Source organism: Streptomyces rugosispiralis, from assembly GCF_024505145.1.
In the GTDB taxonomy this organism is placed as follows: domain Bacteria; phylum Actinomycetota; class Actinomycetes; order Streptomycetales; family Streptomycetaceae; genus Streptomyces; species Streptomyces rugosispiralis.
In genome coordinates this window covers 67,142-85,710 of sequence record NZ_JANIAA010000012.1, presented here as the reverse complement: position 1 = coordinate 85,710, position 18,569 = coordinate 67,142, and the positions used below count along the sequence as shown (strand labels likewise).

At 69.1% G+C, this 18,569-nt stretch carries 16 protein-coding genes and 1 pseudogene; 8 read left to right on the top strand and 9 right to left on the bottom strand.

Translation table 11 applies throughout. The annotated features are described in order from the left end of the window. Positions 1–72: 72 nt before the first annotated feature. Positions 73–1,152 (bottom strand): histidinol-phosphate transaminase, encoded by a 1,080-nt coding sequence (hisC, locus tag NP777_RS20300; RefSeq protein WP_308405177.1) that lies wholly within the window; start codon positions 1,150–1,152, stop codon positions 73–75. A 405-nt stretch (positions 1,153–1,557) separates the two neighbouring features. Here hisC and NP777_RS20295 point away from each other — a divergent pair, with 405 nt between their 5' ends. From NP777_RS20295 to NP777_RS20275, 5 genes and pseudogenes are all read left to right on the top strand, one after another. Then, complete coding sequence (locus NP777_RS20295; RefSeq protein WP_256651584.1) at positions 1,558–2,658, top strand: LacI family DNA-binding transcriptional regulator; 1,101 nt, start codon at positions 1,558–1,560, stop codon at positions 2,656–2,658. A gap of 216 nt (positions 2,659–2,874) precedes the next feature. Next, positions 2,875–4,134, top strand: coding sequence for a metallophosphoesterase (locus tag NP777_RS20290; RefSeq protein ID WP_256651677.1), 1,260 nt, complete (start codon positions 2,875–2,877; stop codon positions 4,132–4,134). 191 nt (positions 4,135–4,325) lie between these two features. After that, positions 4,326–5,174 (top strand): inorganic phosphate transporter, encoded by an 849-nt coding sequence (locus NP777_RS20285; RefSeq protein WP_256651583.1) that lies wholly within the window; start codon positions 4,326–4,328, stop codon positions 5,172–5,174. Positions 5,175–5,284: 110 nt separating this feature from the next. After that, complete coding sequence (locus NP777_RS20280; RefSeq protein WP_256651582.1) at positions 5,285–6,439, top strand: serine hydrolase domain-containing protein; 1,155 nt, start codon at positions 5,285–5,287, stop codon at positions 6,437–6,439. Between the two features lie 14 nt (positions 6,440–6,453). After that, positions 6,454–6,700 (top strand): annotated as a pseudogene (locus tag NP777_RS20275) (BRO-N domain-containing protein); the annotation flags it as partial. Positions 6,701–7,001: 301 nt separating this feature from the next. Here the strand turns inward: NP777_RS20275 and NP777_RS20270 are convergent. Then, a complete protein-coding gene (locus NP777_RS20270) occupies positions 7,002–7,142 on the bottom strand; it encodes a hypothetical protein (RefSeq protein ID WP_256651683.1) in 141 nt (46 codons plus the stop codon). 156 nt (positions 7,143–7,298) lie between these two features. Here NP777_RS20270 and NP777_RS20265 point away from each other — a divergent pair, with 156 nt between their 5' ends. Further along, positions 7,299–8,786, top strand: a complete 1,488-nt coding sequence (locus NP777_RS20265; RefSeq protein ID WP_256651581.1) for a recombinase family protein — start codon at positions 7,299–7,301, stop codon at positions 8,784–8,786. A gap of 138 nt (positions 8,787–8,924) precedes the next feature. Here NP777_RS20265 and NP777_RS20260 read toward each other — a convergent pair whose 3' ends face one another. The 4 genes from NP777_RS20260 to NP777_RS20245 form a co-directional block, all read right to left on the bottom strand. Further along, complete coding sequence (locus tag NP777_RS20260) at positions 8,925–10,331, bottom strand: replication initiator (protein WP_256651580.1); 1,407 nt, start codon at positions 10,329–10,331, stop codon at positions 8,925–8,927. 278 nt (positions 10,332–10,609) lie between these two features. After that, complete coding sequence (locus NP777_RS20255; RefSeq protein ID WP_256651579.1) at positions 10,610–10,807, bottom strand: hypothetical protein; 198 nt, start codon at positions 10,805–10,807, stop codon at positions 10,610–10,612. After that, the gene (locus NP777_RS20250; RefSeq protein WP_256651578.1) at positions 10,804–12,114 is read right to left on the bottom strand and encodes an FtsK/SpoIIIE domain-containing protein; all 1,311 of its coding nucleotides are present in this window, start codon (positions 12,112–12,114) and stop codon (positions 10,804–10,806) included. Before NP777_RS20250 ends, NP777_RS20255 begins: the two co-directional genes overlap by 4 nt. Continuing rightward, positions 12,114–12,470, bottom strand: a complete 357-nt coding sequence (locus tag NP777_RS20245) for an SCO3933 family regulatory protein (protein WP_256651577.1) — start codon at positions 12,468–12,470, stop codon at positions 12,114–12,116. Before NP777_RS20245 ends, NP777_RS20250 begins: the two co-directional genes overlap by 1 nt. Before the next feature lie 169 nt (positions 12,471–12,639). Here NP777_RS20245 and NP777_RS20240 point away from each other — a divergent pair, with 169 nt between their 5' ends. Then, positions 12,640–13,410, top strand: coding sequence for a GntR family transcriptional regulator (locus NP777_RS20240; RefSeq protein ID WP_256651576.1), 771 nt, complete (start codon positions 12,640–12,642; stop codon positions 13,408–13,410). A 431-nt stretch (positions 13,411–13,841) separates the two neighbouring features. On the opposite strand, the gene NP777_RS20235 is transcribed toward NP777_RS20240, so the two are convergent. Further along, a complete protein-coding gene (locus NP777_RS20235) occupies positions 13,842–14,132 on the bottom strand; it encodes a hypothetical protein (protein ID WP_256651575.1) in 291 nt (96 codons plus the stop codon). A 200-nt stretch (positions 14,133–14,332) separates the two neighbouring features. Further along, a complete protein-coding gene (locus NP777_RS20230) occupies positions 14,333–14,608 on the bottom strand; it encodes a hypothetical protein (RefSeq protein ID WP_102937661.1) in 276 nt (91 codons plus the stop codon). A gap of 577 nt (positions 14,609–15,185) precedes the next feature. Here NP777_RS20230 and NP777_RS20220 point away from each other — a divergent pair. Beyond that, positions 15,186–16,538: a tetratricopeptide repeat protein gene (locus NP777_RS20220; protein ID WP_256651574.1), complete on the top strand. Its 1,353-nt coding sequence runs from the start codon at positions 15,186–15,188 to the stop codon at positions 16,536–16,538. 135 nt (positions 16,539–16,673) lie between these two features. Here the strand turns inward: NP777_RS20220 and thiC are convergent, their stop codons facing one another. Further along, a complete protein-coding gene (gene thiC, locus NP777_RS20215) occupies positions 16,674–18,443 on the bottom strand; it encodes a phosphomethylpyrimidine synthase ThiC (protein ID WP_256651573.1) in 1,770 nt (589 codons plus the stop codon). Between the last annotated feature and the right edge of the window lie 126 nt (positions 18,444–18,569).

Here is an 18,569-nt window from a genome sequence, read left to right as displayed (position 1 = left end):
GCCGTGCGGAGTCCCGCCCGGCGGCCGCTCCGCGCGGTGGGCGACCCGCGCGGTGGCCGACCCGCCGCGAGCTCAGAGCTCCTTGCGGTACTCCTCCGCCGTCCGCAGGAAGATCTCGTTCGCCTCGCGCTCGCCGATGGTCACCCGCACCCCCTCACCCGGGAACGGACGGACCACCACGCCCGCCGTCTCGCAGACCGCCGCGAAGTCGGCCGTGCGCTCCCCCAGCCGCAGCCAGACGAAGTTCGCCTGCGAGTCCGGGACCGTCCACCCCTGGGCGGTCAGCGCATCCCACACCCGGCCCCGCTCGGTGACCAGGGCGTCCACCCGCTCCCGCAGCGCGTCCTCGCTGCGCAGCGAGGCCACCGCCGCGTCCTGGGCGAGCTGGCTGACGCCGAACGGCACCGCGGTCTTGCGCAGCGCCGCCGCCACCGGCTCATGGGCGATCGCGAAGCCGACCCGCAGCCCGGCCAGGCCGTACGCCTTGGAGAAGGTGCGCAGCACGCACACATTCGGCCGGTCCCGGTAGAGATCGATCCCGTTGGGGACCCGCTCGTCCCGGATGAACTCGATGTACGCCTCGTCCAGCACCACCAGCACATCGGACGGCACCCGGTCCAGGAACCGCTCCAGCGCCTCCCGGCGCACCACGGTGCTGGTCGGGTTGTTGGGGTTACAGACGAAAATCAGCCGGGTGCGGTCGGTGATGGCGTCCGCCATCGCCTCCAGGTCGTGCTCCTCGGCGTCGTTCAGCGGGACCCGCACCGATGTGGCCCCGGCGATCTGAGTGATGATCGGATATGCCTCGAAGGACCGCCAGGCGTAGATCACCTCATCGCCCGGCCCCGCCGTGGACTGGACCAGCTGCTGGGCCACCCCGACCGAGCCGGTCCCGGTGGCCAGATGCTCCAGCGGTACGTCGAAGCGGCTCGCCAGCTCGGCGATCAGCGCGGTGCAGGCGAGGTCCGGGTAGCGGTTGAAGGAGGCGGCGGCGTTCGCGGCGGTCTCCAGCACCCCGGCCAGCGGCGGATAGGGGTTCTCGTTGGAGGAGAGCTTGAAGGCCAGGGGGCCGCCCGCGGCGGCCGGCTTACCGGGCTTGTACGTCGGAATGCCGTCCAGCGCGGCGCGCAGCTTGGGGCTCTTCTCGGTCACCGACAGTCCTCCTCGACCCATCCTGTCCCGGGCCGTGCACAGCGTTCGCACACGGCAATACTGCACACCTTATGAGGATTCCCCCGTCTCGCGTACCCGCCGGGCGCCGCCGCGTATCCGCCCCCGGCGCCCGCGTACCCACCGGGGGGAGCGCCCCGCTTTTTCACGCGCGCCGGTGGCGAGCGCCGTGGCGCGCATCACCCGTGCAGGTGAGTTGAGACCTCTTCGAGACATGTATCAATCAGCAGGCATGGATATGCCAGGGGCGATCAGAGGCCCGGTGGAACCCCCAACTGGCTTCACTTCCAAGGGAATTGAGGAAGGCGCTCATGCAGAAACGTGCCTTCCGAATACCGATGGCGGAATCGCGCAACCCTCCCACCCGCGCCCTACTATCGGCTGGCCATGACAGCAGCAGGGAAGCACCAGGTGAGCCGGTCGGCCGGCCGCCGGTTAGGGCGGGCGGGCATCCGGGACGTGGCCGCCGCCGCCGGGGTCTCCATCACGACCGTCTCCGACGCGCTCAACGGCAAGGGCCGGCTCCCGGAGGCCACCCGCCGCCATGTCCGCGAGGTCGCCGAGCGGCTGGGCTATCGCCCGTCCGCAGCGGCCCGCACCCTCCGTACCGGCAAGTCCGGCCTCATCGGCCTGACCGTGACCACGTACGGGGATGAACCTTTCACCTTCACCGAGTTCGCCTACTTCGCCGAGATGGCGCGAGCCGCCACCTCCGCCGCGCTGGCCCGCGGCTACGCCCTCGTCATCCTCCCCGCCACCTCCCGCCACGACGTGTGGTCCAACGTCGCCCTCGACGGGACCGTGGTGATCGACCCCTCCGACCACGATCCGGTCGTCACCGAGCTCTTACGCCAGGGCATCCCCGTCGTCAGCGACGGCCGCCCGACCGGTGCCCTCCCCGTCACCGCCTGGGTCGACAACGACCACGAGGCGGCGGTGCTGGGACTGCTCGACCATCTCGCCGAGGCCGGCGCCCGCCGGATCGGACTGCTCACCGGGACCTCCACCGACACCTACACCCGGCTCTCCACCACGGCGTACCTGCAGTGGTGCGAACGGGTGGGACAGGATCCGGTCTATGAGGCGTACTCGGCCCACGACCCATGTGCCGGTGCCGTCGCCGCCGACCGGCTGCTCGCCCGCCCGGACCGCCCCGACGCGGTCTACGGCCTCTTCGACCCCAACGGCACCGATCTGCTCGCCGCCGCCCGCCGCTACGGACTGCGGGTCCCGGACGATCTGCTGCTGGTGTGCTGCAGCGAATCGACCGTCTACCGCACCACCGAGCCGCCCATCACGACCCTCTCACTCAAACCTCGCCGGATCGGCACGGCGGTCGTCCAGTTGCTCATCGACGCCATCGAGGGCCTGGATACCGACCAGCCCGTTGAGCAGGTCATACCCACCGAATTGATGGTGCGGACGTCCTCACAGCGCCGTCCGCCGCGTACGACGGTCAGCGCCCCGCGCAGCCGCGCTGGAGGCTGATCTGAGGGCGACTCAAGGATGACCCGAGGAGGACCTGATGCCAATGGGGTTCCCCTACTGGGCCAATCCGGGATAAAAGTCCGACGAAGCAGGAGAGAGCAGCGATTGACGGCACCCTGGTGCGTCACAAGCCCTCACGGTCATTCCTATGATGGGCGGACGACACCGCGGACCGCCGTCGACCAGGCAAGGTCCACAAGGTGGCACGGCGGCGTGATGGTGGAGGGGTCGATGACTCAGGGGGCCGGTCTGGAAGCCACGGCAGGGACCACGGCTGCGATCCCTCCTGTGCTCGCGTACGGGGCGTACACCCCGCCCGGCATGAGCGCGCCCGGAGCCGTGCCGCCCGGAGCCGTGCCGCCCGGGTCCGTGCCCGCCGCGCCGGGCACCACCGCGCCCGTACCGCAGCCCGCGCCGGCGCCCGAGGCGCCCGTGCCCGGCGTATCCGCTCCTGGTGCTCCGGCGCCCGGGGCGCCCGCGCCGGACGCGCCCACGCCCCTGCCCGCCGAGTACACCCCGACCGAGCGGCTCCCGGTCCTGGGCCCGGGGCACACCATCCCGGACACCCCGCTCGTCCCGCCGCAGGACCGCCCCACGGTGGCGCTCACCACGGTGCCCGAGCCCGAGGACGGCCCGCTGGCCCAGGACGAGGGCCCCGGTCCGCTGTACGTCGTGGGCGATGTCCACGGCTACCACGAGGAGCTGCGCGAGGCGCTCGCCGCCGAGGGCCTGATCGACGCCAAGGGCAACTGGTCCGCGGGGAACGCCCGGTTGTGGTTCCTCGGCGACTTCACCGACCGCGGCCCGGACGGCATCGGCGTCATCGACCTGGTCATGCAGCTCTCCGCCGAGGCCGCCGCCGCGGGCGGCTACTGCAAGGCGCTGATGGGCAATCACGAGCTGCTGCTGATCGGCGCCAAGCGGTTCGGCGACACGCCGGTCAACTCCGGTGCCGGAACGGCATCCTTCCAGGCGGCCTGGCTGCTCAACGGCGGCCAGCGCAGCGATATGGAGCGGCTCGAGGACCACCATCTCCAGTGGATGTCCCGGCTGGACGCGATGGCGGAGGAGGACGGCCATCTGCTGGTCCACTCCGACACCACCGCCTATCTGGATTACGGCGACTCGATCGAGGCCGTCAACGACACCGTCACCGAGACGCTGCAGCGCAGCGACGCCGACGAGTGCTGGGACCTGTTCCGCAAATTCACCAAGCGGTTCGCCTTCCGCGACGAGGACGCGGGGCCGACGGCGGTCCGCGAATTGCTCGACGCCTACGGCGGGGAGCGCATCGTCCACGGCCACAGCCCCATCCCGTATCTGCTCGGCGAGGTCGGCTCCGAGGACGGCGAGGACGGCGGCACGCCCGCGGTCGAGGGCCCGCATGTCTACGCGGACAATCTCGCGGTGGCCATGGACGGCGGCATCACCATGGCCGGAAAACTGCTGGTCGTTCAACTTCCCCTGCCGAACTGAGGATTCAGCGGACGCTGCCCGGGGCAGATAGAGAGTTTCACCGGCGTGTAAGCAATTCGGGAAACTTGCTGTCACCCCGCGCCGGATCGGCTCTACCATCGGCTTATCCGTCGCAGGCTCTCCTCCGTTTCCGCCCGACTGCCCGGCGAAAGCCGGTCGTCACGGCCCTACGGAGCATCGGGGGATGCACCATGAAAAGCGCTCCGCACCTGCTGACCGAGGACCGCCCGGAGTTCGAGCGGGTTCTCGACGAGGCACTGCGCACCGCGGACCGTCGCCCGGACCTCAGAGGTCTCGGGCAGCGGCTCACTGCCGAGCAGCTGCGCACGATGGCGCTCGGGGCATCGGCCGCGATAGCGGCATGCGCGGCCGACGAGTACCAGGCCTACCGCGAGACTCGCGCCAGACTGCGTGAGCCCGCGCCGCTCTTCCCGCTCGCCGGGGACGTGGGCGGGCGCGAGCAGCCGGACGGCACGGTGGGGCTCGCCGGCGCGATGCAGGACGCCGCGGGGGCGGGGCTCGTCGCCATGCTCGCGGTGCTGGCCCCGGTGCTCGCCGGCGCCGCCGCGATCATCTTCCTCATCGTCGGCTACGTGCTCAACGTCCTGGACCCGGCCCCGTCCATCGCCCAGCCGATGGTCACCGCGGGCTGGTTCTTCGCCGCGCTGACCGCCGCGGGCATCCTGATCGCCGCCGTCGGACTGCTCCTGACCGCGCTGCGCAACGGCTCCAGCGCGATCCGCGGCGAGGCGCGCAGCGAGCGGCTGGAGGAGGTGGACCGCGCACGCGAGGTCTGGCGCGATGCCCTGCTGGAGCGCGGCATCCTGCCGTTCCTCCGCGAGGCCCTGGCCAATCCCTCGGCCCCGTCCCCCGCCGCGTACGTCCCGACCAACCCCGAGGCGGTCAGCCGCACCCCGCACCTCGGCTACAGCCGCCCCGGCTTCAGCACCGACGGCGAAGCCCCCAAGTCCCGCCCCCGCTACACCAGCCCGGACTACACCAGCCCCGACTACGGCGGCCCGGAGCACCAGCCGGACTAGCCAGGGGCCGGGCGCGGGTGCGAGTCCGGGCACCGTGCGGGTGCGGTCGGGGTGCGTGTGCGGGTCATCCCGGATGGCCGGGCGCGGCGGCCTCGGCAACATGGCTGACCATGACTTCCTTGACCCGACGTACCTTCATGGGCGGTTGCGCGGCCGGGGCGCTGTCGGCCGTGGCCGGGAGCACCGGCGCCCGCGCGGCGACGAGGTCCACCGCATCGACCACCGCGTCCGACGACGCCGCCCTCCAGGCCGCGATCAGCGATCTCGCCCACCCGCCCGCCACCTCAGCCCAACTGCGCGTCGGCCGCCGGGGAGGCGGCTGGTACGGCACGGCAGGGACGGCCGACATCGCCAGCGGACGGGCCGTGCGCCCGGACGACCAGTTCCGCGCGGGCAGCGTCACCAAGGCGTTCGTGGCCACCGTGGTCCTCCAGCTGTGGGCCGAAGGACGGGTGGAGCTCGACGCCCCCATCGGGCGCTACCTCCCGGACCTGCTGCCCGCCGACTTCGCCCGCCGCATCACCGTGGCCCAGTTGCTCAACCACACCAGCGGGATCCCCGACCACCGGGGCATTCCGGACGACAGCACTCCGGAAGCGGTCCTGCAACACCGATGGGACCGGTGGACACCGCGGGAGTGGGTCGAGACCGTGACGCACGATCCGCTCAAGTTCGCACCGGGCACCAAACAGGAGTACCGGGGCATCAACTACGTGCTGCTCGCCCTGCTCGTCGAAAAGCTGACCGCCCGCCCCTACGGCCAGGCCATCGCCTCCCGCGTCCTGCGCCCGCTGGGCCTCACCAGGACTCTGCTGCCGGGCCAGGACCCCCGCCTCCACGGCCCGCATGTGCACGGCTATCTACGGATGACCGACGGCTCACTGCGCGATGTCACCGTGTACAACCAGTCCTCCGCCTGGGGCGAAGGCGAGCTGGTCTCGACCCTCGACGACCTGTTCCGCTTCCAGCCCGCCCTGTTCTCCGGCGCGTTGCTGCCGCCCCACGCCCTGGACAAGCTCTTCACCCTGCCCCCCGACTCCGTACGCATGCTGGACGGCAGCCCCGCCCGCTACAGCCTGGGCCTCCAGACGGCCACCGTGAACGGCGTGACGTTCTGGGGCAAGACCGGCGAGACCGCCGGCTACCGCACCCGCCTGTTCGCCACCCGCGACCTGGGCCTCCGCTTCGTCCTGTCGTACACCCCGACGCCCCTGACCACACAGGAGGAGATGACCAACCGGGTCGTCACCGCACTCACCACGTAAACACCGCGCGGCCGGTGCCCAACGGAGAGCACTGGTTCCCAGCTGCCGATGTGTGCCGAGAACTCGGCTACACCACGACACGAAAGGCTCTGCTCGACCATGTGCCGGAGGAACGGCGGGAGTCTCTTGAGACTGTGACTGGAAGTCACAGTCTCAGCCTTCCCGCAGGTAGGGAATGGCGCCGAGACTTGCAGCTCGTCGATCTCGAAGCACTTATCCTCCTGGTGAACGGCTGCACCAAACCCGCGTGCCTGCCCTTCAACCGGACAGATCGGCCATTCGCCGGAGACGCTCTCGGCCAAGACGGGGCTCACCCGGCAGCGGGTGCACGACTGTCTGCGCTTTCTCCAGAAGCACCGCTGCATCCGTCAGAACGGACTGACGGACAGCGGCAACCCGGTCTACGTGGCTGAGCTTCCGCCCGCGTAGCGGCATGCAGAGGGTCCGAAGTCGCAAATCCAAGTTGCGGCTTCGGACCCATCCCGCAGCGTATCGCCTGGTTCAATCCGCAGGCGCCGCTTTGCCGGGCTCCACCCGCGATTTCGGCCTGCGCGTCCGCGCCTCAGTCCGCGATCGGCAGATACACGCGGTTGCCCGCCTCCGCGAACTCCTTGGACTTCTGGGCCATACCGGCCTCCGCCTCCGCCGCCACCGCGTCCATCGCGCCGCCGTGCTCGCGGCGGATGTCCTGGGAGATCTTCATCGAACTGAGCATTATTAGAACCCACACATACGCTACGGTCGTTCCCAACAGCCCGCTACGGAGCGAGGGGGAACAGCTGTGGGCAAGCGCGATGAGGTCATCAGCAGGCTGCGAGGAGTCCCCGAGGGGGTACCGTCCGTCGAGGAAGTCCGGACCATGCTGGCGGCGGACCCCACCCTCAAATGCGTTGTCTGCTACGCACGGATCTCGTTCGACGGCCGGGTGAAGGACGCTCATGGCATCGAGGACCAGCACCGCGGCATGACCGACAACGCCCGCAAGCTGGGCTGGCTGGTCGTCTACCGCTACACGGACAACGACAAGAGCGCGAGCAAAGAGAGCGTTGTTCGAGACGACTTCGAACAGCTACTCAACGACCTCGCCACAGCGACGACACCCGAGGGCTACCCCATCCACGGGGTCATGGCGGTGAACGATGACCGCCTCTACCGGCGCCCGAGTGACTGGGAGCGCTACCTGAAGGCGTTCACTTCACAAGAGGGGCGCGTCTACCACGACTCGAACGGCGTACAGGACCTGTACGCGGAGGGGTTCGAGATCAAGGGGCTGGTGGGCGTCGCCATGTCGCTCAGCGAAACGAGGAAGAAGCAGCGACGCACCCGGAACAGTCACCGCAACCGCGCGCTCCGAGGTCAGTCCGTCGCAGCGTGGCGCCCCTTCGGTTGGGAGGACGACAAGATCACGCTGCGTCCAGAGGAGGCCAAGGCAATCCGTGAAGCCGTAGAGGACGTGATCGCTGGAGCATCCGTCTCGGAGATCACTCGAAGGTGGAAGGAAGCGGGTTTCATCACCAGTCGCGGCAACCCCTTCCAGTACCAGACCGTCAAGCAGGTGCTCGTGAACCCACGGCTCTGCGGCTACCGAGAAATCAAAGGCGAGTTGGTCCGTGACGGGGACGACCAGCCGATTGTGGGCGAGTGGGACGCCATCGTCACTCCGAAACAATGGTTCGCCATCACAGCCAAGATCAGGGAGAGGGGTCATGGCACTGGGATGCCACGTGGTGGTCTGGTCCACAAGTACCTGCTGACCGGCATTCTCCGCTGCGGCAACGTGCTGGAGGACGGCACGACGTGCAACAACAAGATGATTGGCATCAAGGCGAATGACTGGCTGAAGTACCGGCACGCGTACATGTGCAAGAAGACGGTGGATGGCGGCTGCAACAAGACGTACAAGCGAGGCGACAAGACCGACGACGCCATAGAGAGACTGGTGGTCGCGAAGCTGGAGAAGGAGGCAGCGAGCAAGGCCAAGGACGTGCCGGACTGGGACAAGGCCGACACACTTGAGCGGGCCATCAAGAGCCGCAATGAGCTGGAGCGCCGTTGGCACGACGACGAGGACACGGCTATCGACGATGAGGCGTTCTTCCGCAACCTTCCCGTGTTTGAGCGACGAATCAAGGAACTCCGGGCCGATCAGGCCAAGCACGAGGCGCTGAAGGCCGAGGCGGAGGCCGCCCAGGAGGACATCGCGAAGTCATGGGGCTCGAAGACCCTGACGCAGAAGCGCGAAGCGATCAAGAAGGTGCTGAACGCGGTCGTTGCCCTGCCGGGCGGCAAGGGCAACAAGGTCTTCGACCCGGAGCTACTCAAGCCCGTGTGGCGGACCTCCGAGTGAGCCGAAGGCCAAGGATCTCCCCCAGACTCCGCACCTGATCATCGGAGAGTGGGGGAGATTCTCGTAGGTGCCGCTCGATCCACTCGCTGAGAGCCGCCGCCTCACGCTCTGTCTTGGCATCGTTCATCCCGTGACGGCTCAGACGACATCACCATCCCAGCGAGCAAGCTCTTCCTTCGCAAGCTCGCGGTTCCGCGCGTGGTCTTCTGCGATCCCGGCAGCCAGGAGCGCGGCGCCGGGGGTGTGGCCGGAGCCGACGTAACGCCAGTGGGCATCCGTGATCACGTCGAGGCCAGCGGGTTGGGTTCTGCCGGTTCGATGGTCGGCTCGTTCGGCGCGTAGTGCGGTGTAGGTGGTGGAGTAGGCGCGGGATTTGGTGAGGATGTGGCCTCGGTAGCCGAGGGTGTGAGCCCACGCGCGTAGGCGGAGGGGTTCCAGTTCGGGGAGGCCGCCGAGGCGCCAGCAGGTGCGCATGAGGGCGCGTACGTGTGCCGATACGGGGGCGGCTGTGATGGTGTCGGGGTTGGTGATGTGGTGGTCGAGTCCGGCCCTGGTGTCGGTGGCCCCTTTGGTGACGTATTTGGCGACGTAGGCGGCTACCGCGTCGTCGGCCAGGCCCTCACCGCCGCTGAAGGCGCGGAGCGGCCGGGCGTCGAGTTCGGTGCCCCAGCGCAGTTCGTGTTCCCCCAGAGCAGCGCTGTAGCGGGTGCGGAGCCGTACGGCCGCAGCGGCGGTGCGGGCCACGGCCGTGAGTACATCGGCCGTTGCCCAGGCCGGGGGCGGATCGTCCGGTCCGTGTGCGCCGTCGAGCCGCACGACAGCGTGGATGTGGACCGCCGCGCGCCGTTGGTATTCGGCGACTTTGGCGTAGGAGATGCGCAGGCTGCGCCGCAGGCCGGTACGCGTGCGGCCGACGCGAGCGACGAGGTGGTTGTAGAGGTTGTCGGTGAACGCCTTCCACAGCCGTCCCGCGTACGCGTGCCACAGGACGTGTGCCGGGTAGTCGTAGCAGTCGGGGCACAGCGGCTGGCCGGTGAGCGGGTCGTCTGCGTCGTGGACGGCCGGGCAGCCGAGGGGACGGACGTGATCGCACTGCCCGGCATCGCGTCGCGGTCGGCAGCGCTGCCCGTCAGCAGTGGCACGGTGGACGGGGCCGAAGCTCGGTGCCGTGAGCGTGAGGAACAGGCGGGGCCGCTCGCGCACGTCCGCCGGTACGGTCTTGCCGCCGACGAGTCCGGCCCGCACGAGGTGGAAGGTGTCGCCCGCATGCAGGCGGGAGCAGGGGGCGCAGACGGTTTGGCGGCGGTTGCGGCAGCGGATCAGGAGCCGTTCGCCAGGCTCGTTACGGGTGTCGTAGTGATGCAGTACCTCACCCGTGAGCACGTTGCGGGTGGTGGTGGAGCCGGTGAGGTGGATCGGGTGGGCGCAGCCGCCGGTAGCGGTGATCTGCTCTACCCAGCGGCTGAAGTGGGGGTCTTGGACGAGGCGGATCAGGTCTTGGTCAACTTCGGAGAGCTGACGCAGGCGCGCCGCGCGGTCGAGCACGGCGCGCCTGTCAGCCGAGGTGTTCTCGGCGGTGATGGTGGGGACCTCCCAGGGTGGGCCGCCGCAGCGGCACGGATGGATGTGGATGGGTGGGTGTCGTCCATGGCGATCACTCCCGTTCGTCAGGGGCCGGGCGAGTGGTTAGCGGATGGTGCCGGTGCCTCGGCAGCAGCGGCAGCGCCGCCGTCGGCCGGTGCGGGTCCTGCGGTAGCGCTCCCCCTTGCAGACAGGGCAGCGGACACGGCGCATGGTCATCTGGTGGGGCCTCCCGAGGGTGTCTAGCCGTTGTGCGCGAAGCCGGAAAGGAACCAGTTCACGAGCCCGTCAGCGGTGAAGATCACCGGTGTCTGGCCCAGGTACATGCCGAACAGGCCGATCAAGACCGCTTCCCACCACCGCACCTCACGGGAGCGGACCAGGAGCACGGTGGCGAGCCCGAACAGCAGCGCCAGGGGAAGAGCGGCGGATTCGCTCATGCGCCTTCACCGCCGTCCAGGTCTTGCAGAGCACGGGCGACCCCGGGCAGGCGGAACGCCAGCCCCGCGTACTCGGCCGCCGTGACCTGGGCGGCGGCGGGGGTGGTCAGGTGGGACCGCCCGCGCATCCAGCCGCCCGTATCACCCGTGGTCACGGCGACGCCCTGTTCGGCCTCCCCGATGGACTGCGCCACCGCCACGGCATCCTTGTTCAGATCACCCAGGGTCATCTCAGCCGTCCCCGGATCGTTGACCCGGTGACAGACACGACCGCTCAACTGAGCCCGCAGCGCCGTCACCCCCGGACCGAGATCGGAGCCGACCCGTTGCCCGGCCACGACCAGATGCACCCCCAGCGCCGCGCCGAGTTGCGCCAGGCGGAGCAGGTAGGTCGAGCACTGCTCAGCCTCCGCCCGCTGCTCCCTGGTCCCGTTGGTCAGGTACAGCTCAGCGAGCTCGTCCACGACGACGACCACGGGCACCGGGCGTTCCTTCTCCGGCAGCTCCCATATGGAGCGCGCCCCGGCCGCACGGCAGGTGCGCATCCGGTCCTGGACATCGACCACCAGCGCGCCGAGCACGGCGACGGCATGACTGCGGCAGGTTGCCAGGGCCGAGAGCCGCTGTTCGAACAGCCCCAGTTCCATGCCGCCCTTGCAGTCGATGCCGACCAGGGCGACGGGTTGCGGAGCGAGTTCGGTGATCAGCCGGGCGATCAGGGTGGACTTGCCCGTCCGAGTCGCGCCGACGATCAGCCAGTGCGGCACCCGGCGGAAGTCCATCACCCACGCGCCACCGGTCTCCAGCGCGCCGACCACTGCCGACAGCAGCGCCGCCGATACCTCCCCCGTAGGCCGCTCGGGGTGTTCCAGCGGATCGGCCGCCGTCGCGGTGATCAGCACGATGCCGCGTTCGGGGGAGACGACCCGCACCGCGTGCACCCGCCAGGCATGCACTAACGCATCAGCCGCCGCCAGGAACGGGCCCGGGGTCTGCCCCGGATGCAGCCGCACCATCACCGACAGCCCATTCCGCATCGGGCGGGGGATGGAGCAGCGCGGGACGTGGGTGCGCAAGGGCTCACCCTTGACCGCCAAGTCGCCCAGCAAGCGCCGGTTGGGCTGGTGGGAGACGGTGAGGTCATTGAGGTGAGCGATCTTGCGCCAGGTGACCATCACCCGCAGCGCGGTACGCGGGTACCCGGTCAGGTACCAGCGCCAGTGAGGCCACCGTTCCGGCAGACGGGTGGCGAGCGTGACCGTCCAGGCCAGCACCACCAGCACGAGCGGCAAGAGAAGCTGACTCATCACGCACCACCGCCCTTACCCGCCGACGCCGACGAGGCGGGGGCCGCTACGGGGGTGATGGCAGCGGCGCGGAAGCTGATGCCGTGACGGTCGCCCATGGCCCAGGCGAACGCCTCCAGGCCCGTCACCCGCACCTCCGAGCCCTCCACAACGCCCTTGGGCTCACCGGATACGGCGATTTCGATCACCGAGACGCGCCGCCCGTCCTGACGCACCGTCACGGCGACGGTGTAGACCGTATTGCCGTCCCGGTCCTTCTTGACCTCCTTGCTCTCGAAACCTGCGATCTTCGGTTCGGGCCCGACAGCGCACCGCAGTACGCCAAGCCGGGATGTGTCCACAGGGATGGACTGCATGGGTTGTGGGCCTCCTTGGCCAGTCAGACGCCACACGTCACGTGACGTCACTCGTGCTTACGAGTCGCCAACTATGCATGCCTTGACGACCGGACGCAAGTACTTATGCTTACGAGTGACATCAGCTCACGTCAGAAGCGCATACGACAGGTGACGAGGAGAGCCCGGCATGGGAGAGATCCAACGCCCCGGAGCGCTGTACCAGCAGGTCGCAGCCGAGATCCGCAGCGGCATCAGCGCAGGCGAGTACAAACCCGGGAGCCCGCTCCCCTCAGAGGCCCAGCTCATCGAGCGCTACAAGGTCAGCCGCCCCACCGTCCGCAAGGCCATCGCCGCACTCCGCGCGGAAGGACTCATCGAGGTCATCCACGGCAAAGGCAGCTACGTCCGCGCCCTCCCCGCCCCCGCCGTCACCATCGAGCGCACCATCACCCGCAGCGGCAAGACCTTCCGCACAGGCCACCACGCGTGGGAGCAGGCCGAGGCTCCGGCCATCTACCGCACCGCGACGACCGCGATCACGGGCCCACTGCTCGGACTCGCCGAAGGGGAAGCACTGTTCGGCGTTGACTGGCTGCTGACCGACCCCGGCACCGGAACCCGCGCCCTGCACACCGTGCTGATCCCGTTCGCCACCGCCGACCAGGCCCAACAGCTGGCAGAGGCACCAGACACCGAGCCGGAACAGATCTACGCCATCCTCACCGCCGCCGGACACAAACTCACCTGGCACGAGACCGTCAGCGCCCGCATGCCGCTACCCGACGAACGCAGCACCCTGGACATCCCCGACGCGACCCCGATCCTCCACACCGCCCGCATCACCCACGGCACCGACCAGCGCCCGCTGATCCTCGAAGAACTCCGCGCCAGCGCCGACCGCGCCCAACTCGGCTACCGCGTCACCGCCGACAGCCCCCGCCAGCTCCGCGCCATCTGAGCCCCGAGCGGCGAGGTGTCGAAACTTGTCTTCACTTACTCAAGGGCGCGCCTGCGGCGCGCCGGGCGGTCTGGCCGCCCCGCCGGGCTGCGGCGTGGCCGCCGGTCCCGTCGGGCGCCCACCGCCCACGCTGGCCAGCGCACCCGTGATCGCTCGCCGAGGGGCCGACCGCCGTTCGGGGCGGGGGCGTTGTGGCTGGGGCCGACGGCCTCCGCGGCTTTTAGGCAGCCACCACGGGGCGAGCCTCTAAGAACAGGGGGCCGATCGGTCGCAAACGCGGGCAGGATCACAGACCCGCCCGATTCGCCGGGCCAGCGTAAGGCCCCCTGTTCTCTCGCCCCGTGGCAGCTCCCGCCCAAAATCCGCTACGGCCGGCGGCGTGCCCACAGCGCGCCGATCCAGCACCGCACGCCCGCCACCGGCCACCCCGATCACCCCGCCCTGCCCAGCCGGGCCGCCGTCACCCGCGCCAGCAACGCCACCTCACGCGCCGACGCCGCCGACAACTCCAACCGCACCATCCCGGAGCCGTCCGTGTCCGAAGCGGCACGCAGCCGCAGCCCTGCCGTCTCCACGCCGACGAGGCTCAGCGCATCGCCCAGCTCGGCCGTCGCTTTTCGCGCGTCCCGCCAGCCACTCAGGTAGTCCACTCCGCGTACCCATATCCCCGCCTCCAGGTCTGCCGCTTCTCCCTCGCACGCGTCGTCCCCAGGCCCGCACATCGTCAAGTCCCCTTCTCTGCAAGCCAACTGACAGTCAAGGACCGGGCCACGTCGAGCGGGAGCACGACGACGACCCCGGTACCATCGGCACCGGGGTTCGTGATCGATCCCCAGCCGGACCACCCCGCTAGCTGTCCAGGCGGAGGGGTGGTCCGGTGCTGCTTCTTCAGTTGTTGCGCGTGATTCCGTCCGAACCGGCCTCAGTACCTCTGGCGGCCACCCGGGTAACGGACCGGCTTACGGCACTCCGGCGCGTCCTCGGGTGCGGGCTCACCACCGAGCGCGTAACACAAGGCGGCATGCAACTGCTCTCCCTCCGCCACCGTCAGCACCAGCGGCGCAAGCGCGAGGTGCTTTCCGCAGCGAGCCACCGCCAGAGGCAGCACCAGGTGACCGTCCTTTTCACGGCGCAGACCCAGCCCCGGCACGGGACCGACGTGCCACTCCTTCGAGGCCCCGGACAGAGCCCTACTCATTCGGACTCCCGCCCTCATGCGCAGAACGGCCGTCGAGGCGATCGTGGGGTTCACCGTCAGATAAGGCAGGCAGCCGCCCGCCCCGGCTCTCGGCGACCCTCAGTGTGTCCCGCAGCCCTTCACACAGGCGCTTGACCAAGAACCGCATCTCAACCTCGCCCGCTGTGGGGTCAGCAAGCAACATGCCCGCGCGGCCGAGAAGTTCGGATGCGGTGTGGAGTTGTACTGCCTCCATCTCGTCAGCGAGTTGCGACAGCGGACTGTCGCTGTTCTCATCCGTCACCAGGTAACAGGGGCGCCCTGCCGCGTTCGGCCACGGCAGTAAACGAGGCCGCGTACTCATCGCGTGCTCACGTCGCCGGGTTTCCCTCACGTTCACGACATGGACCACCGTTTCTGATCACATCTGCCGAGACCCTCCCGGCAGGGTGACCCGAGGTTGCACCCCATGTCCCGGCCGTCGCTCCCCCCTCTTGGGGACCCCCCTCGTGGGTACACTCGCGAGACGAGAGGGCACACAGATCAGAAGGAAGATCGGACCAGAAGAGACGTAGGTCAATCACGATGGGGAAGTGAGATGACCGAAGCTGCACCGACACCGGCAGCTCTGCCGCCTCATGTACTGGAGCGCGCGGACGTGCGGTCGGCGATCGCCAACCATGACTTCGGCGAAGTCTTCAGACTGGCCAAGATCCACGGAAACATCAGCTACGCCAAGATCGCCGAGGCCGTCGGCTACAAGCGCGAGCACATCGGCAAAATGGCCCGGCCCGAGACCGACGGCAAGGGCGCTCGCCCACGGATCACTCAGTTCCACAAGATCCTTGAAGTGGTGGACGGTCTGCGTATCCCCGGTCACCTCGCGGGAGTCGCCCCGCGCCCCTGGGAACTGGAGCGACCCGCCAGGACCACTCAGCTGGAGGACCCAAGCACCCTGATCTCACAGGGCGGCGCTGGCCTCTGGGACATCGCCGAGATGCTCCGGCGCACGGAGATGTCCAGCATCAACAGCGCGGCCCTGGAATCGATCGAGGAAGGCATTGACCAACTGGCCCGTGCCTACCCCTACGCCGACGCCGACTACCTACACGACCGCACCCGGAACGGCTTGCAATACGTCACCAAGCAGCTCGAAGGACGGGTAACCCTCCGCCAGCACCGGGAACTCCTCGTGGACACCGGATGGCTGTTCCTGCTGAACGCGTGCGTCCAGTACGACCGGGGCCAGCGCGAGGCCGCCAATCTCAGCAAGGCCGCCGCACTCCGGATAGGCGAGGAGGCAGGGCACAGCGAGATCAAGGCTTGGGCGTGGGAGATCGAAGCGTGGTTCGCCCTCACCCAGAGCCGTTGGCAAGACATGCTCGACGCCGTCGAGGCCGGACACACGGCGGACCAGACACATTCTGTCGGCGTCCAGCTCTACGCCCACAAGGCACGCGCCGCCGCTCGCATGGGAGACGCCCGACTCGTCCGCCAGTCCCTCGACGCCGGGCGTGCCAGGCTGGACCGACTTCCCAGGCCGGACCACCCCGAACATCACTTCATCATCGACCCGGACAAGTGGGACTTCTACGAGATGGACGCCTACCGTCTCCTCGGAGACGACGAGCGCGCCGCCACCCACGCCCGGTCAGTGATCCGCATCAGCACCGGCCCCAACGGCACCGAGATTTCGCCCATGCGCGCCGCAGAAGCCCGCCTCACCCTCGGAGTCGCCGCCGCCCGCACGGGCGAGATCGAAGAAGCCATCGGCATGGGCACCACGGCCCTGGAAGCCGACCGTAAGTCCCTCCCGTCCCTGCTTTTAGTCGCCGACGAGCTGGACAAGGAACTGCGCGCCAGGTACCCACGCGAGACCGCCGCACGCGACTTCCACGAACAGATCATGACCATCAAACGAGGCACCGCCAGACCCGAGCTCCCGTTCTGAACCCCACGGCCATGGTCCAGGCCCCGCATCCTCATGGAGCAGGGCCCGGGTCGTGTTGTGCGATCTCATGGTGAGGACACAGTGAGCGATGGAAGCTACGAGAAGCCTCCGCCGCTCACTGGCACGGGCAGGAGATCAGTCCGCGAGCGGCAGGTACACGCGGTTCCCCGCTGCCGCGAACTCCTTGGACTTCTGGAGCATGCCCGCCTCGATCTCCTCGGGCGTCGCGTCGGCGTCGCCGCCGAACTGCTCTGTGATGCTTCTACTGATCTTCATCGAGCAGAACTTGGGCCCGCACATCGAGCAGAAGTGTGCCGTCTTGGCCGGTTCCGCCGGCAGCGTCTCGTCGTGGAAGGCGCGGGCCGTGTCCGGGTCGAGGGCCAGGTTGAACTGGTCCTCCCAGCGGAATTCGAAGCGCGCGTCGGAGAGCGCGTCGTCCCATGCCTGGGCGTCCGGGTGGCCCTTGGCCAGGTCGGCCGCGTGGGCGGCGATCTTGTAGGTGATGACGCCGGTCTTGACGTCATCGCGGTCCGGCAGGCCCAGGTGCTCCTTGGGGGTGACGTAGCAGAGCATCGCCGTGCCCCACCAGGCGATCATCGCGGCGCCGATGCCCGAGGTGATGTGGTCGTAGGCGGGGGCGATGTCGGTGGTGAGGGGGCCCAGGGTGTAGAAGGGGGCCTCCTCGCAGACCTCCTGCTGGAGGTCGACGTTCTCCTTGATCTTGTGCATCGGGACATGGCCCGGGCCCTCGATCATCGTCTGGACGCCGTGCTCCTTGGCGATGCGGTTGAGCTCGCCGAGCGTGCGCAACTCCGCGAACTGCGCCTCGTCGTTGGCGTCGGCGATCGACCCCGGACGCAGGCCGTCGCCGAGTGAGTAGGTGACGTCGTACGCCGCGAGGATCTCGCACAGCTCCTCGAAGTGGGTGTACAGGAAGGACTCCTGGTGGTGGGCGAGGCACCACGCCGCCATGATGGAGCCGCCGCGGGAGACGATGCCGGTCTTGCGGCGGGCGGTCAGCGGGACGTACGGCAGCCGGACGCCGGCGTGGACGGTCATGTAGTCGACGCCCTGCTCGGCCTGTTCGATGACCGTGTCCTTGTAGATCTCCCAGGTCAGCTCCTCGGCCCTGCCGTCGACCTTCTCCAATGCCTGATAGAGCGGCACGGTGCCGATGGGGACCGGGGAGTTGCGCAGCACCCATTCGCGGGTGGTGTGGATGTTGCGGCCGGTCGAGAGGTCCATGACCGTGTCGGCGCCCCAGCGGGTCGCCCAGGTCATCTTCTCGACCTCCTCCTCGATGGAGGAGGTGACGGCTGAGTTGCCGATGTTGGCGTTGACCTTCACCAGGAACCGCTTGCCGATGATCATCGGCTCGATCTCCGGATGGTTCACATTGGCCGGGAGGACGGCGCGGCCCGCCGCGATCTCCTCCCGGACCACCTCGGGGGAGACATTCTCGCGGATCGCCACGTACTCCATCTCCGCCGTGATCTCGCCCCGCCGCGCATGGGCGAGTTGGGTCACGGGGACCCCCGGGCGGCCGCGCCGCGGCTGGCGCGGACGGCCGGGGAAGACCGCGTCGAGGTTGCGCAGTCCCCCGCGGGGCGCGGTGTGCTTGATCCCGTCGTCCTCGGGGCGGACGGGGCGGCCCGCGTACTCCTCGGTGTCGCCGCGGGCGACGATCCAGTTCTGCCGCAGCGGCGCCAGGCCACGGCGGACATCCGTCTCGATGGTGGGGTCGGTGTACGGGCCGGAGGTGTCGTACAGCGTCACATCCTGGCCGTTGGTGAGGTGCACGCGGCGGACCGGGACCTGGAGGTCCGGGCGCGAACCCGCGACATATCCCTTATGCCAGCCGAATTCGGCCGTCTCGGCGCGCGATGGTGCATCCTGCTGAGTCATGAGACCCACTCCCTACGCCGGCATTACCCGGTAACAGGTTCAGCGGTCGGCGCAGCCATCAGCGTCAGCGCCCTCTCAGCCCGGTGCTCCGAGCTCCCGCGATTGCAAAGGTTCGTCACCACGCTA

Bases quoted from the DNA above. Each gene is read 5' to 3' on its own strand.
- NP777_RS20295 (WP_256651584.1), top strand. From the start codon at position 1,558: ATGACAGCAGCAGGGAAGCACCAGGTGAGCCGGTCGGCCGGCCGCCGG.
- NP777_RS20290 (WP_256651677.1), top strand. From the start codon at position 2,875: ATGGTGGAGGGGTCGATGACTCAGGGGGCCGGTCTGGAAGCCACGGCA.
- NP777_RS20285 (WP_256651583.1), top strand. From the start codon at position 4,326: ATGAAAAGCGCTCCGCACCTGCTGACCGAGGACCGCCCGGAGTTCGAG.
- NP777_RS20280 (WP_256651582.1), top strand. From the start codon at position 5,285: ATGACTTCCTTGACCCGACGTACCTTCATGGGCGGTTGCGCGGCCGGG.
- NP777_RS20270 (WP_256651683.1), bottom strand. From the start codon at position 7,142: ATGAAGATCTCCCAGGACATCCGCCGCGAGCACGGCGGCGCGATGGAC.
- NP777_RS20265 (WP_256651581.1), top strand. From the start codon at position 7,299: ATGCTGGCGGCGGACCCCACCCTCAAATGCGTTGTCTGCTACGCACGG.
- NP777_RS20255 (WP_256651579.1), bottom strand. From the start codon at position 10,807: ATGAGCGAATCCGCCGCTCTTCCCCTGGCGCTGCTGTTCGGGCTCGCC.
- NP777_RS20250 (WP_256651578.1), bottom strand. From the start codon at position 12,114: ATGAGTCAGCTTCTCTTGCCGCTCGTGCTGGTGGTGCTGGCCTGGACG.
- NP777_RS20245 (WP_256651577.1), bottom strand. From the start codon at position 12,470: ATGCAGTCCATCCCTGTGGACACATCCCGGCTTGGCGTACTGCGGTGC.
- NP777_RS20240 (WP_256651576.1), top strand. From the start codon at position 12,640: ATGGGAGAGATCCAACGCCCCGGAGCGCTGTACCAGCAGGTCGCAGCC.
- NP777_RS20235 (WP_256651575.1), bottom strand. From the start codon at position 14,132: ATGTGCGGGCCTGGGGACGACGCGTGCGAGGGAGAAGCGGCAGACCTG.
- NP777_RS20230 (WP_102937661.1), bottom strand. From the start codon at position 14,608: ATGAGTAGGGCTCTGTCCGGGGCCTCGAAGGAGTGGCACGTCGGTCCC.
- NP777_RS20220 (WP_256651574.1), top strand. From the start codon at position 15,186: ATGACCGAAGCTGCACCGACACCGGCAGCTCTGCCGCCTCATGTACTG.
- thiC (WP_256651573.1), bottom strand. From the start codon at position 18,443: ATGACTCAGCAGGATGCACCATCGCGCGCCGAGACGGCCGAATTCGGC.